The following is a 14,896-nucleotide window of genomic DNA, read 5'->3' as shown; positions in this document are numbered from 1 at the left end:
AGAAGCAGAATTATATACTAGGGCTTGCAATATGCAAAGCCCCGGGAAAAACAATTTATACGGCAGCGTTCAGGCGCGACAGAACCAGCTCGCGTCCCAGCAGCACCAGCACCGCATCGATGGCCGGTGTTTGCAACTGGCCAGTGAGCAAGAGGCGCAGCGGCATCGCCAGTACTGGCATCTTGATCGTGTTAGCAGCAAGCACCTCCTTGATCATTGCGGCCAGCGCTTCGCGGGTCCACTCGACCGTGGCGCAACGCTCGGCGAACTGGGCCAGCGCCGGCTTGACGGCATCGGTCAGGTGCTGGGTCATCAAGGCCGCGTCCGGCTGCGGCGCGCGGTAGAACAGCATGGCGGCATCGGCCAGTTCGTTCACCGTGTTGGTGCGGTCCTTCATCAGCGCCAGTGCGGCCGCCAGGTCGGGTGCGCCGTCGAACCGGGCGCCCTGCGCTTCCATCAGCGGACGCGCCAGCGCGGCCAGGCGGGTGTTGTCGGCCTGCTTGATATAACGGTTGTTGAGCCAGGCCAGCTTTTCCAGGTCGAACTGTGCAGCCGAGCTGGTCAGGTGATCGGTATTGAACCAGGCGCAGAACTGCTCCATTGAAAAGATCTCGTCATCGCCATGGCTCCAGCCCAGGCGCGCCAGGTAGTTCAACATCGCTTCCGGCAAGATACCTTTGGCGGGGTAATCCATGACGCTCACGGCCGAGGTGCGCTTGGACAGTTTCTTGCCTTCATGGTCGAGGATCATCGGCAAATGTCCGTACTGCGGCAGCGGCGCGCCGATCGCGCGCAGGATATTGATCTGGCGCGGGGTGTTATTAACGTGGTCGTCGCCGCGCAGCACGTGGGTGATCTGCATGTCCCAGTCGTCGACCGCGACGCAGAAGTTATAGGTCGGCACGCCGCCCGGACGAGCGATCACGAGGTCGTCCAGTTCCTTGTTGGAAATCGTGATCGTTCCCTTGACCACATCGTCCCAGGTGACGTCGCCGTCGAGCGGATTCTTGAAGCGCACCACGGGCTCGCGCTCGGCCGGTACCACAGGCAGGGTCTTGCCCGGCTCCGGACGCCAGGTGCCGTCGTAGCGCGGCTTTTCGCCAGCGGCCGTGAAGCGCTCGCGCATGGCGTCGACTTCTTCTTTCGAGGAATAGCAGTGGTAGGCGGTGCCGGCTTCCAGCATCTGCGCCAGCACCTCGCGGTAGCGGTCCATGCGCTGCATCTGATAGAACGGGCCTTCGTCGTGCGACAGGCCGAGCCACTGCATGCCCTCGATGATGGCCTGCACCGCTTCCGGCGTGGAACGCTCGACGTCGGTATCTTCGATACGCAGGACGAAGGTGCCGCCGAAGTGGCGGGCGTACGCCCAGCTGTAGAGTGCGGTGCGGGCGCCGCCAAGGTGGAGGTAGCCGGTTGGGCTGGGGGCAAAACGGGTGCGGACGACGGTCATGGGAATGGTATGCGTAGGTAAAGAGAAGTATTTTACAGCGTCGCCTTGCACGCTGAATCAAAGCGTCGCGGATTTCATCATGCCCGCACCATATTTTGCCCTGGGGCCATATTCTCAGGGACAGACGTCTGCGGCCTGTTCCGGGCAGCGCCTCACCAATGATACGACTGCAGGTCCGCGCCTGAGTCACCGCAACACCCATGCGGCGGCGGCGGGCTATCGTCCGCACGTATGCCCCCACGACCGCGGACCACCCTGCGGGCATCCCCGCGCTTCCCGGCCGGAAGCCACCTCACAGGGAACACACCATGAAACGACGCACCTTCCTGGCGGCCGGCGGCGCTGCCGCCATCGGCAATGCGCTCACGGCCTGCGGCGGCTCGCACAACCCACCTCCTTCGCCACCACCACCGGAGCCGACCCAAGAGGGCACGGTCACCGGCTGGAACAACCAGGCGCTTGAGGCCGTGCGCACCACGCGCATGGCGCCTCCCATGGCCGCGCGCGCGGTCGCGATTGTTCACAGCGCCATGTACGAAGCCTGGGCCGCCTACGACAATGCCGCACTCGGACAGTGCCTGGGCGCGCAGTTGCGCAGGCCGGCCGTGGAGCGCACGGCGGCCAACAAGGCGAGGGCCATGAGCTTTGCCGCCTATGCCGCCCTGCTCGATCAGTTTCCCGGCCAGCAAGCCGCCTTCACCGCCTACCTCATCACGCTCGGCAGCCGCCCGATCGACGCCTACAACAACAGCGCCACCGCACCCCGCCTGGGCACCATCGCCGCCCAGGCGGTGCTCGACAAGCGCCGCGACGATGGCGCCAACCAGGCAGGCACGATGGCGCCCGGCGGCACCCCGTTCGCCGACTACAGCGGCTACCTGGCGCGCAATCCGCCCCTGCTGGTCATCCAGCCCACGCCGCGCAGCGGCATCGTCTTCCCCGACCGCTGGCAGCCACTCTCGTTCAACGACGCCGCCGGCGTGCGCCGCACCCAGAGCTTTCTCACCCCGTTCTGGGGCACGCTGCAGCCGTTCGCGCTGACCTCGGGGAGCCAGTTCCGCCCGCCCCCGCCTGCCGCCTTCGGCACCCAGGAATTTGTCGACCAGGCAACCGAGATCGTTCAAATCCAGGCCACCCTGACCGAGCGCCAGAAGGTCATCGGCGACTTCTGGGCCGGCGGCGCCAGCGGCGAATTGCCCGGCTCGTACTGGTGCCGCTTTGCCCAGTTGATATCGGCGCGCAAGGGCTACACCGACGATGACGACGTGAAACTGTTTTTCGCGCTCACCAATGCCGTATTCGATGCCAGCATTGCCGCCTGGGACGCCAAGCGTGCCTACGATTCAGCCCGCCCGATCACCGCGATCCGCTACCTGTTCAACGGGCGCATCGTTCAAAGCTTCGGCCCCGAAGGCCCGGCCGGCGGCCTGCGGCCGGTCCCCGGCGAGGCCTGGATGCCCTTCCAGCTGCCGAGCGCACCGACACCGGCCTTTCCCGACCATGTTTCCGGACACAGCACCTTCAGCGCGGCCTCGGCCGAAGTACTGCGGCGCTTTACCGGCAGCGATTTGTTCAGGCACGCGGTCACCATCCAGGCACGCTCGCTGCTGATCGATCCCGGCCTGCCCACGGCGCCCGTCACGCTTGCCTGGGAAACCTTTACCGACGCCGTCATCGAGGCCAGCGCGTCGCGTGTATATACGGGCATCCACTTCGAGCGTGCCAGCGATGACGGCCGCTCGCTCGGCAACCAGGTGGGCGCCACAGCGTTTGCACGCGCACGCGCGCTCTGGAGCGGCAACGCCTGACGACGCGCCGCGCCGCCACGCGCTGCCAGGCCGGAATCGGCCGGCCTGGCAGCCGGCAGCCGCGTACGGCCCGGCCTGGCTCGAGCGGATCAATGCCGGTCGCCATCCCCAGATCCGATTCTTCCTCGTCAACGCCGCCGCGCGTAACCAAGCACAGCCGCCCGGGCCCGGTCGCCGCTCCGCAGCCAGGCGCCAGCGCTACGCCCACCACATCCGGCGCTGGCATGACTGACGGCCCACTTCGGCAAAAAAGGACTTCCCAAAATGGCCACCAACGGTTAACTTACTAACTTTAATCATTTACCAACGGTCTTTGGCCGCGGGCATTGTTCCCTCCATGACTTTGAACGCCGATCAAATCCTCGCACTGGCGCCCGATGCGAGTTCCGCCAACGCCGGCAGCCAGCTGGCCGGACCCGCCAAGTGGAGCAACCTGGGCCGGACCGACAGCGCCGTGTGGGGCGAATGCCAGGGCAGCGGCAAAGTTCCCTACCGCACCCAGATCGACCTCGACGAGCCTGCTTTCAAGTGCTCTTGCCCCAGCCGCAAGTTTCCGTGCAAGCACGGCATCGGCCTGTACCTGCTACTGGCCGCCAACGGCGCGCTGTTCGCCGCAGCAGACGCGCCGCAGTGGGTCAGCGACTGGCTCGACAGCCGCCAGCAGCGCAGCGAAAAGAAGCAGCAAAGCGCTGCCGACAAAGCCGCCGCCGCCACGCCCGAACAAGCCGCGGCCCTGGCCGCCGCCGCACAAAAGCGCGAGGGAAAGCGCGACAGCAAGGTTGCAGCCGGCATCGTCGAGCTGCAAACCTGGCTGGAAGACCTGGCGCGCGAGGGCCTGTCGACCCTGCGCGCACGCGGCCCCGGGTTCTGGAACGACATTGCCGCCCGCATGGTCGACGCTCAGGCCGCCGGCCTGGCTGCGCGCCTGCGCCGCGCCAGCGGCATGGCGTTCGATACCAGCCTGCCAAACTGGGAAACCCGGCTGGCGCGCGAGCTGGCCTCGATCTACCTGCTCTGCACCGCGTGCAGTCGCCTGCCGGACCTGACGCCGGAACTGCAAAGCGACGTGCGCTCCCTGGTCGGCTGGAACATCAGCCAGGAGGACGTACTGGCCCAGGCCGGCGTGCAGGACCGCTGGCAAGTGCTGGCCCAGCACACCGGCGACAACGAACGCGTGCGCGCCCGCACGACCTGGCTGCGCGGGCAAGCGAGCGGGCGCTGGGCCATGATCTTGCAATACGCCGCCGGCAGCCTGGGCTACGACAAGGTGCTGGCGCCGGGCACCCAGTTCGACGGCGAACTGTGCTTCTACCACGGCGCTTACCCGCTGCGCGCCCTGATCAGGCAGCAGGACGCCTTCGGCACGCTCGACACCACGCTGGCCCCGGCCCCCACCCTGGACGCCGCGCTGGCCGCTTACGCCGGCGCGCTGGCGCGCAACCCCTTTCTTGAGCGCTTTCCGTTGCTGCTCGACGCCATGGTGCCGCACGCAGGAACAGCGCCCCACCTTGCCGGCGCCGATGGCCGCATACTGCCGCTGCACCCAGGCTTTCGCCACCTGTGGCCGCTGCTCGCGCTCAGCGGCGGCCACCCGGTCACGGTGATCGGCGAGTGGGACGGCCACGCCATCGTCCCGCTCAGCGTGTTCACCGAAGGCCGCTTGCATCATTTTGACAATGAGACCGTAGCATGAGTTCCCCGCTCCCGATAAAAATCCATCAAACCCTGCAGATCGGCACTTCGCGCGCCGCGCCCGGCTTCGACGACGACTTGCCGCCCGACCTGCGCGAGGGCGTGCGCGGCCGTCCCGGCGCGAACACGGCACCGCAAGAGGCGAACCTGTGGCTCGCGCTGGCCGCCCATTGCCTGTGGCAGCGCGCCGGCTACCAGCCCGGCAGCGCCGCGCAAGCCGCGCCGGCAACGCCGTCCTGCGACAGCGATGCCTTGCGCCCCTGCCCGGCGCAGGCCGAAAAGGCGCTGGCGCTGCTGCTGCTCGATGAATATCCGCAAGTTCGCCCCGAGTGGCTGCGCCTGGCCAACGCCCATCAATGCCGCCTGCCGCCGCGCCTGCTGCCCGGCGTGCTGGACATGGGCACCGCGCAGCGCCCTTTGCGCAGCCTGATCGAAGGCGTGCTGGGCACGCGCGGGCACTGGCTGGCCAAGCAGAATCCCGACTGGAACTGGGTTGGCGCCGACACCGATGACATCAACGCCTTGTGGGAAGACGGCAATATCGAACAGCGCGCCCACGCCCTGCGCGACATGCGCGCCAGTGACCCGGGCGCCGCCGTGCAAGCCCTGCAAGCGACCTGGGCCAGCGAAACGCCGGACCACCGCGCCACCCTGCTCGGCTGCCTCTCCGTCGGCCTGAGCCTGGCCGACGAAGCCTTTCTCGAAAGCGCGCTCGACGACAAGCGCAAGGAAGTGCGCAGCGTGGCCCAGCGCCTGCTGGCCGGCCTGCCCGGCTCGCAACTGGCGCAGCGCATGCTGGCGCGCGCCAAGCCGCTGCTGCGCCTCGAACGCAACGGCGGCACCAGCCACCTGCTGGTCGAGGTACCGCAAGAACGCGACAAAAGCATGCAGCGCGACGGCGTCGGCGCCGGCCTGTACCCCGCCATGGGTGAAAAATCGAGCTGGGTGGTCGATATTCTGGCGGCCGTTCCGCCGACGCACTGGTCGGCCAGCTTCGACGCCTCGCCGCGTACCTGTCTGACCCTGGCCATGGGCAGCGAGTTCAAACATACTTTACTGCTCGGCTGGTCGAGCGCGCTGCAGCGCAGCCTGCAAGCCGGCTACGATGCCAGCCTGCATGCGTGGTTCACCGCCTTCCTCGACCTGTACCTGAAATCGTCCGGCATCCACACCCACATGCCGCGCGACTTCTTCAGCCTGTTCGGCACCCTGCCGCCGGACGCCGCCGACGACTTGCTGGCCACTTTGGTCGAAGCCACCCCGGCCGCCTGGATGCACGCCCATTCGAGCCTGATCGACCTGCTCGACGACGCCGCCAAGAATGCCAGGCGCAACTGGCCGCTGGCCTTGTCCAAGGCCGTGGTCAGCCGCATCCAGGCCGGCTGCGCGGCCAACACGCTGCAAAGCTGGTCGCTCGGCTACAGCATGGCCACGCTGGCGCTGGTGCTCGATCCGCGCGCCATCGAGGCCTACGAAAACGGCTGGCCCAGAGACATCCCCGAGTTTGCGCAGTGGGAAGACACGGTCGACAAATTCCTGCGCACCCTGCGTTTCCGACACGATATGTACTTACCTTTTCAGGAGCAATCTGCATGACCGCCACTTCTACCATCCTGCGCCAGCACGCCGAAACCCAGTACGCCGAGGAACTCGCAGCGCTGGCCGCGGCCGACACGCGCCAGCGTCCGCCGCGCTGGAAGCTGTCGCCATGGGCCGTGTCCAAATATCTGCTGGGCGGAACCCTGGACAATGGCGTGGAAATTAGCGCTAAATATATCGGTAATGCGCGCATCATCGAAATCGCCGTCGCCACCCTGGCCACCGACCGGGCCCTGCTGCTGCTGGGCGTGCCGGGCACCGCCAAGTCGTGGGTGTCGGAACACCTCGCTGCCGCCATCAGCGGCGATTCGACCATGATCGTGCAGGGAACCGCCGGCACCAGCGAGGAAGCGGTGCGTTTCGGCTGGAACTACGCGCAGCTGCTGGCCAAGGGCCCGTCGATGGAAGCGGTGGTGCCGAGTCCGATCATGCGCGCCATGCGCGACGGCAAAATCGCCCGCGTGGAAGAACTGACCCGCATCCCGAGCGAAGTACAGGACAGCCTGATCACCATCCTGTCGGAAAAAATGCTGCCGATCGCCGAACTCGACGACGAAGTGCTGGCGCAAAAAGGTTTTAACATCATCGCCACCGCCAACGACCGCGACCGTGGTGTGAATGAACTGTCGAGCGCGCTCAAGCGCCGCTTCAACACCGTGGTGCTGCCGCCGCCGGCCACCGCCGACGAGGAAGTGCGCATCGTCGAAACCCGCGTGGCCAGCCTTGGCCGCGCGCTGGAGTTGCCCGGCGAAGTGCCGGCGCTGGAAGAAATCCGCCGCGTCGTCACCGTGTTCCGCGAGCTGCGCGCCGGCCTCACCGCCGACAGCAAGCGCAAGATCAAGACCCCCAGCGCCAGCATGAGCACGGCCGAAGCGATTTCGGTCATTACCAACGGCATGTCGCTGGCCGCCCACTTCGGCGACGGCACCATGCGCGGCGCCGACGTGGCCGCCGGCATGATCGGCGCCATCGTCAAGGACCCGGTGCAGGACCGCGTGGTCATGCTGGAATACCTGGAAACCGTGGTCAAGGAACGCGAAGGCTGGAAAGACCTGTACCGGGCCTGCCGCGACGTGATGAATTGAGTGGCCGATGAGCGTCCATTTATTCGGCATCCGCCACCACGGTCCGGGCTGCGCGCGCAGCCTGGCGCAAGCCTTGCAGGCGCTGGCCCCGGACTGCATCCTGATCGAAGGCCCGCCCGAGGCCGACGAGCTGATCGCCTTTGCCGCCGATCCGGCCATCAAGCCGCCGGTCGCGCTGCTGGTCTACGTGCCGGCCGCGCCGCAGCGCGCCGTGTTCTATCCGTTCGCCGAGTTCTCGCCGGAATGGCAAGCCATGCGCTACGCCACCGCCAACGGCGTGCCGGTGCGCTTTTGCGACTTGCCGCAGGCGCATCGCCTGGCCGAGCCGGACGTGGCCGACGTGGTTCCGGCCGAGGCTGAGGCTGAACAAGAGGACGAACGCGAAGCGACGCAAGCAGCGTCCGCCACCGACACCGACGAACTGCACGAAGACCCGCTGCACTGGCTCGCCAACGCCGCCGGCTTCTCCGACACCGACACCTGGTGGGAGCACCTGGTCGAGCAGCGCGCAGACAGCCTCGACCTGTTCGCCGCCATCGCCGAAATGATGACCACGGTGCGCAGCGAGATCGCCGCCCCGCCCAAGCTGCAAGAACAGCAGCGCGAAGCGTGGATGCGCAACGCCATCCGCCTGGCCGAAAAACAGGGCCACCAGCGCATCGCCGTGGTGTGCGGCGCCTACCACGTGCCGGCGCTGGCAAGCATGCCGTCGGCCAAGAGCGACAACGACTTGCTCAAGGGCTTGCCGAAGGTCAAACTGGCCGCGACCTGGACGCCGTGGAGCTACGGCCGCCTGGCGTTTCGCAGCGGCTACGGAGCGGGGGTCAGCGCGCCCGGCTGGTACCATCACATGTGGAACCATCCGGCCCAGGCCAGCCTGTACTGGCTGACCGACGTCGCCATTTTGCTGCGCAAGCACGACCTGGACGCCTCCTCGGCCAGCATCATCGAAGCGGTGCGCCTGGCCGATACCCTGGCGGCGATGCGCGAACGGCCCCGTCCGGGCCTGGGCGAGTTGCAGGAAGCCGTGCGCGCGGTGTTTTGCTACGACAACGACGCCCCGCTGCGCCTGATCCACGACGCCCTGCTGGTCAACGAGCGCCTGGGCGAGGTCCCCGACAGCGTGCCGACCCTGCCGCTGCCGCAGGATGTGCAGGCCCAGCAAAAACGCTTGCGCCTGCCGCCCAAGGCCGACCACAGCCAGCTCGAACTCGACCTGCGCCAGCCGGCACACCTGGAAAAAAGCGTGCTGCTGCACCGCCTGGCGCTGCTCGGGGTCGCGTGGGGCCGTTACGAACACGTCAATGGCAAGTCCGGCACCTTCCACGAATGGTGGCGCCTGGCATGGGAGCCGGAGTTTGCGATCCGCCTGATCGAAGCGAACGTGTGGGGCGGCACCGTGCAAGCGGCCGCCACCGGCAAGGCGGTCAGCCTGGCCAATGAAGCAACCACCCTGCCCGAACTGACCGCCCTGATCGAACAGGTGCTGCTGGCCGACCTGCCGCAAGCGGTCGACTTGCTGATGCAGCGCATTCAGGAGGTCGGCGCGCTCACGCCCGACGTCGGTTTCATGCTGGCGGCCCTGCCGCCGCTGGCCGGCGTGCTGCGCTACGGCAGCGTGCGCGCCACCGACACCAGCGCCATCGGCCAGGTGGTCGACGGCCTCGTCACGCGCGCCTGCATCGCCCTGCCCTACGGCGTGCTGGGCATGGCCGACGAACCGGCGCAAGGGCTGGTCAAGCAAGTGATCGCCGCCGACCGCGCGATCCGCCTGATCCAGGAAGATACGCTGCTGCAAGCCTGGTTCGATGCGCTCGACCAGGTGGCCGGCAACGAACAGTCGCATCCGCTGATCGGCGGGCGCTGCGCCCGGATTTTGTCGGAGCAAGGACACTGGGACCAGGAACGCACCGCGCGCGCCCTGGCCCAGCGCTGCTCGCACGCCAGTGCCCCGCTGGCCAGCGGCAACTGGCTGGAAGGCTTCCTGCAAGGCAGCGCGGCCCTGCTGCTGCACAACGACAGTTTATGGACCCTGGTCAATGCCTGGATCAACAGCCTGGATGCGGAGAGCTTCGTCGAACTGTTGCCGCTGCTGCGCCGCACCTTTGGCGCCTTTGAAGCGCCCGAGCGGCGCCAGCTGAGCGAACGCGCCGGCAGCGCCGGTGGCACGCTGAGCATCGCCACAGCGGGCGGCAAGCTCGATGAAGCGCGCGCCAGGCTGGTGCTGCCGGTGCTCGGCATGATTCTCGGCGGCAGCGCAGCCACATTGACAACGGAGGGCGCTCATGGCGCATGACATCACCCCGCAGGAACAAACGCGCCGCTGGCGCATGGTATTGGGCGCCGAACCGGGCCAGCCGCAAGACGGGCTCGGGGTCGACGACCTGGCCATGGACCGCGCCCTGTCGGCCCTGTACAACCCGCCGTCGGGACGCGGCGCCGGGCTCGGTGCCTCGGCGCCGAACGTGGCGCGCTGGCTGGGCGATATCCGCCAGTATTTCCCGTCGAGCGTGGTCCAGGTGATGCAGAAAGATGCGCTGGAGCGCCTGGGCCTGGAGCAAATGCTGCTCGAACCCGAAATGCTCAAGTCGGTCGAACCGGATGTGCACCTGGTTGCCACCCTGCTCAGCTTGAACAAGGTGATGCCGAACAAGACCAAGGAAACCGCGCGCATGGTGGTGCGGCAAGTCGTTGACGAGCTCGAGCGCCGGCTGGCCAATCCATTCCGGCAAGCGGTATCGGGCAGCCTGAACCGGGCGGTACGCAACCGCCGCCCGCGCCATCACGAAATCGACTGGCTGCGCACGATCCGCGCCAATCTGCGCCATTACCAGCCGGAATACCGGACCATTATCCCGGAAACGCGCATCGGCTTCGGGCGCAAGGGGCAATCGCTGCGCGATATCGTGCTGTGCATCGACCAGAGCGGCTCGATGGCGCCGTCGGTGGTGTACGCCAGCGTGTTCGCGGCGGTGCTGGCGACCATCAAGGCGGTCAGCACGCAAGTGGTGGTGTTCGATACGGCGGTGATCGACCTGACGCCAATGCTGGCCGATCCGGTCGATGTGCTGTTCGGTACCCAATTGGGCGGCGGGACCGATATCAACCGCGCGCTGGGGTATTGCCAGGGTTTGATCACGCGCCCGGCCGACACTATTTTCGTGCTGATCAGCGATCTGTATGAAGGCGGGAATAATGCCGAAATGCGCAAGCGGGCGGCGGCGCTGGTGGCGGCCGGGGTGCAGGTGATTGTGCTGCTGGCGCTCGACGATCACGGAGCGCCCAGTTACGACCACGCGAATGCGGCGTATTTTGCCGCGCTGGGGGCGCCGTGCTTTGCGTGTACGCCCGATCTGTTCCCGGAATTGATGGCGGCGGCGATCAAGCGCAGCGATATAAGCCAGTGGGCGGCGGAAGCGGGGATTGTGGGGGTGAAGGCGTAAGCCTCATCGCTAACCTGAAAGCCGTCCTTCCCGCCAAGGCGGCCGCCGAGGCCGGGAAGGACGTCGGTGGCTAAGGCGCGATCGAATTCGCCTCGTACGCCCCGATATCGAGCTCGCCGACCACCGGGCGGCCGACCCAGAACGCCACATGCTTGTACTGCGCCACCGGCTTGAGCACATAGCCAGTGGCCGACACCCCCGGATCGCTGCCGGCATTGACCACCAGCGGCGACGGCGTCGGCCGCAAATCGTAGGTCGCGCGGTTGACAAACCCCGGCGCCACAGAGCGGTAATTGGTCTTGGCTACCGTGGTGGCCTGCGTACTCAAGGTCCCGATCCCAGAAAAGATATTATTCTGCAGCAGAACCGGCTTGGTCACGCCCGACCCGACCATCACAAACACCCCGCGCGCGGTATCGTCGTTGAGGAAGGTATTATTGATCACATACAGATCATGCCCGGCATTCGACGCCCCCTCTTCCCCATACGCCAGCATGGCCCCGTTTTGGTTGGCCGCAGGCTGCTGGATCACATTCCCGATCACGTACGAGGTACCGGCATTCGGTAAATCGATCTCGTAACTCGGCTGGCCGGCGGCGGTCGAACCGGTTTCGCCCGGGCGCAGGCTGGAAAAGCGGTTATACAAAATATAGTTGGTCTGCGCGCGCGACTTGAGGTTATGGCCCACGTTGGCATCATGCGAAAAATTGCGGCGGAAGGTCAGGCTGCGCACCGTGCCGATATACAGATTATGGGTCTGCCCGGTGCCATACCCATTGCGCCCGAATTCGGTGCCTTCGATGACCACATCGCTGGCCGCATTGGCGCCGCTGAGAATGCCGTTCTCGTTATCGTGCAGGAAGCTGTTGAGCAAGGTAAAGCCGGCGCCCTCCAGGCGCAAGGCTGCGCCATTGCGGTCGGGAACCTTGGCGCCAAACATTTCCACGTTGGCGATCAACACATTGTTGCCGACCACCACCCAGATCGCTTTCCCCATCGCATTCTTGCCTGCGGCATCGATTTTCGGACGTCCATTCACGCCCCGGATCGTGAAGTTGCTGGCATAAATACCGCACACGTCGCCGCTGTACACCACGCCACCTTCGATCTCGACGGTGTCACCATTCTTCGCCGCGGCGATCGCGGCGCAGGGTTTGACATAGGTCTTGCCCGGTCCGACCGACAATATCGCTGCCGAGGCGCTCGCCTGGACGCCGAATACCGCTACCGCCGACACGCAAGCAGCGCGCAAAATATTTTTATCAATCATTGTTTGTCTCCTGGGAGCAGGCCGACGCACCAACGCATCTCCTGCGAAAAATCAACTGGGAATATGACCGTAGTCAATGCGTCAAGCGGCGTATGATAACCGCAAGTTGTCAATACTACGCGGATATAGCCGGGGCCGGCGCGCTACAGCGCCGCTCAGGGCACCTGGACGTTGAGCCGCTTGCCGAGTTTGCGCAGTTCGCCGCTGTCGACCCAGGCATTGAAGGCACGGTCGAAGCGTGCACGCATGACGTCGTATTCGGGACGTTTGGGGAAGGCGAAATAACCGCGCTGAAGGGAAATGGTGCGCCCGACCGGGATCACCTTGCCTTCCAGCGCCAGCAATGGCACCACCGGCTCGGTATTGCGCACATTGCTGGCAAATAAATCGACGCGCCCGTGCGCGAGCATGGTCAGCGCCGACTCGACCGAATTGGTCACGCTGACCGTCAGATGTTCGCGCGCGGCATTGAATTCGTCGCCGTAAGCCCAGCCATTGATGAGCACGATGCGCTTGTCGCGCAAGGACGCGTAGGTGCCGTCCCAGGCAAACGGTGCATTGCTGCGCGAGAAGAACACCATCTGGTCCTGGTAAAACGGCCGCTCGGAAAACGCAAACGATGCCAGCCGTTCCGGCGACTTGTAGGGACCGACCAGAATATCAGCCTGGCCCTGCGCCACCATCGACTGCGCGCGCGCCCACGGGTACAGCTCGAAATGCACCGGCTGCCCGAGTTCGCCTGCAATGGCACGGATGATCTCGACCGCCATGCCCGAAAATTCGCCGTTGGCGCGCTCGTACACCCTGGCGAAATGGGCGCCGACGACCAGCAGCTCGCGTGGCCCGGAACGCGCCGTGGCGGCCGGCATGGCGAGTGCCGCCGCCGTGCCCAGCAACAGGGCGCGCCTGGCAACATCAACGGAGGAATCGGAGCGCGTCATGGCAGGGGTTGTTTTATCGATAAAACAATTGTACTGCCGACAGCGCTCCAGGGGGAATTACTTGACGGTTACTTTAATCGACTTGCTCATCGGCGTGCCGTAAGACTGGTGCGCACCGTTGGCGAACTGCATGGTCAGGGTGTACTCGCCCGGCGGCAGCTTGACCTCGGTCTCGGTCTGGCCTTTGCCGAAGTGCAAGTGCTTGTCATCGAAGGGAATCGATTCGCCTTCCTTGATGGCGCCGCCGTTGATCACCAGGTGATGGTGGCCCGAATTGGCGACCAGCGCCCCGGCCGGCTTGATCTCCATGCCCTCGACGGCGAACTTGACCTTGAACGGGCTCTTGACGGTCGCGCCGTCGGCCGGCTCGACGAAGTTGACCGATTGCGCCGACGCGGCGGCCGCCGCCAGCAGGGCTGCGGAGAAGACGATGTGCTTGATGAACGATTTCAAGTAGATTCCTTTGCGGTTGGTAAAAGGCTGGCCGGCGTGGACCACGCCAACCCTTGCCTATTTTGCACGCGGGCGCCGCGAAAGCGCCACACGATAGCGCCTATCTGAACAGATAGGCCCTCTCAGCCTGGCTTAAGTAAGTGCGCATAAATTCTTGTAATTTCTGCACACTTACTTAGTCGTTTTTGATGACAATGCTGGGGAACTTGCTGGTCATGTCTTTCGCCTTCTCGGCGATCTTGATGGCAACCTTGCGCGCGATATCCTTGTAGATCTGCGCCACCGGACCATTCGGCTCGGCCACCACGGTCGGGCGGCCCGAATCGGTCTGCTCGCGGATCGACATGGTCAGCGGCAAGGCCCCAAGAAACTCCACGCCGAAGTCGGCGCACATCTTGGCGCCGCCGCCGTGGCCGAAAATCGCTTCGGTGTGGCCACAGTTCGAGCAGATGTGGGTACTCATGTTTTCCACCACGCCGAGGATCGGAATGCCGACTTTCTCGAACATTTTCAAGCCCTTGCGTGCGTCCAGCAGGGCGATATCCTGCGGCGTGGTGACGATCACCGCGCCCGTGACCGGCACTTTTTGCGACAGGGTCAGCTGGATGTCGCCGGTGCCTGGCGGCATGTCGACGATCAGGTAATCGAGGTCGCGCCAGTTGGTTTGCTCAAGCAACTGTTGCAGCGCCTGCGTGACCATCGGGCCGCGCCACACCATCGGCTCGTCCGGATCGATCATGAAACCGATCGACGACACCTGCAAACCGTGGTTCTCCAGCGGCTCCATGGTCTTGCCATCCGAGGTTTCCGGACGGCCGTTAATGCCCAGCATCATCGGCTGCGACGGACCATAAATGTCGGCGTCCAGCACGCCAACGCTGGCGCCCTCGGCCGCCAGGGCCAGCGCCAGGTTGACCGCCGTCGTCGACTTGCCCACGCCGCCCTTGCCGGAAGCCACCGCGATGATGTTCTTCACGTTCGGCATGATTTTCAGGCCGCGCTGCACCGTATGCGAAATAATTTTGGAATACACGTTCGGATTGATCCGCCCTGCGCCCGGCAGCGCCTGCAAGGCGGCCACGACCGCGCTGCGGATGGCGTCGATCTGGCTCTTGGCCGGATAGCCGAGCTCGACGTCGAGGGCGATATCGTTGC

Annotated in this window: 11 protein-coding genes; 6 read left to right on the top strand and 5 right to left on the bottom strand. The window is 65.6% G+C overall.

Annotated features, from left to right (window positions below):
- Window positions 1-55 precede the first annotated feature (55 nt).
- On the bottom strand, window positions 56-1,450 hold the full coding sequence (gene gltX, locus F1609_RS29815) for a glutamate--tRNA ligase (protein ID WP_167080860.1): 1,395 nt from the start codon (window positions 1,448-1,450) through the stop codon (window positions 56-58).
- A gap of 308 nt (window positions 1,451-1,758) precedes the next feature.
- On the opposite strand from gltX, the gene F1609_RS29810 reads away from it, so the two are divergent.
- The 6 genes from F1609_RS29810 (at window position 1,759) to F1609_RS29785 (ending at window position 11,077) form a co-directional block, all read left to right on the top strand.
- Entirely contained in the window at window positions 1,759-3,258 is a 1,500-nt protein-coding gene (locus F1609_RS29810; protein WP_167080858.1) for a vanadium-dependent haloperoxidase, read from the top strand.
- 337 nt (window positions 3,259-3,595) lie between these two features.
- Window positions 3,596-4,951, top strand: a complete 1,356-nt coding sequence (locus tag F1609_RS29805; RefSeq protein ID WP_167080856.1) for an SWIM zinc finger family protein — start codon at window positions 3,596-3,598, stop codon at window positions 4,949-4,951.
- Entirely contained in the window at window positions 4,948-6,546 is a 1,599-nt protein-coding gene (locus F1609_RS29800; RefSeq protein WP_167080853.1) for a DUF5691 domain-containing protein, read from the top strand. The genes F1609_RS29805 and F1609_RS29800 overlap by 4 nt, the downstream gene beginning before the upstream one ends.
- Window positions 6,543-7,634 (top strand): ATP-binding protein, encoded by a 1,092-nt coding sequence (locus F1609_RS29795; protein ID WP_167080851.1) that lies wholly within the window; start codon window positions 6,543-6,545, stop codon window positions 7,632-7,634. The genes F1609_RS29800 and F1609_RS29795 overlap by 4 nt, the downstream gene beginning before the upstream one ends.
- A 7-nt stretch (window positions 7,635-7,641) precedes the next feature.
- Window positions 7,642-9,930: a DUF5682 family protein gene (locus F1609_RS29790; protein WP_167080849.1), complete on the top strand. Its 2,289-nt coding sequence runs from the start codon at window positions 7,642-7,644 to the stop codon at window positions 9,928-9,930.
- On the top strand, window positions 9,920-11,077 hold the full coding sequence (locus F1609_RS29785) for a VWA domain-containing protein (RefSeq protein WP_167080847.1): 1,158 nt from the start codon (window positions 9,920-9,922) through the stop codon (window positions 11,075-11,077). Before F1609_RS29790 ends, F1609_RS29785 begins: the two co-directional genes overlap by 11 nt.
- Window positions 11,078-11,147: 70 nt before the next feature.
- On the opposite strand, the gene F1609_RS29780 is transcribed toward F1609_RS29785, so the two are convergent.
- The 4 genes from F1609_RS29780 to apbC form a co-directional block, all read right to left on the bottom strand.
- The gene (locus tag F1609_RS29780; RefSeq protein WP_187363176.1) at window positions 11,148-12,347 is read right to left on the bottom strand and encodes a right-handed parallel beta-helix repeat-containing protein; all 1,200 of its coding nucleotides are present in this window, start codon (window positions 12,345-12,347) and stop codon (window positions 11,148-11,150) included.
- 155 nt (window positions 12,348-12,502) lie between these two features.
- The gene (locus F1609_RS29775) at window positions 12,503-13,288 is read right to left on the bottom strand and encodes a substrate-binding periplasmic protein (protein ID WP_229422139.1); all 786 of its coding nucleotides are present in this window, start codon (window positions 13,286-13,288) and stop codon (window positions 12,503-12,505) included.
- A 57-nt stretch (window positions 13,289-13,345) separates the two neighbouring features.
- Window positions 13,346-13,741 (bottom strand): DUF4399 domain-containing protein, encoded by a 396-nt coding sequence (locus tag F1609_RS29770; RefSeq protein WP_167080845.1) that lies wholly within the window; start codon window positions 13,739-13,741, stop codon window positions 13,346-13,348.
- Window positions 13,742-13,916: 175 nt separating this feature from the next.
- Window positions 13,917-14,896 (bottom strand): iron-sulfur cluster carrier protein ApbC (gene apbC / locus F1609_RS29765; RefSeq protein ID WP_167080843.1); only part of this gene is annotated, 980 nt, incomplete at its 5' end.

This window comes from Massilia aquatica, assembly GCF_011682045.1.
Classification (GTDB): domain Bacteria; phylum Pseudomonadota; class Gammaproteobacteria; order Burkholderiales; family Burkholderiaceae_D; genus Telluria_A; species Telluria_A aquatica.
This window is presented reverse-complemented; position numbering and strand designations above follow the sequence as displayed.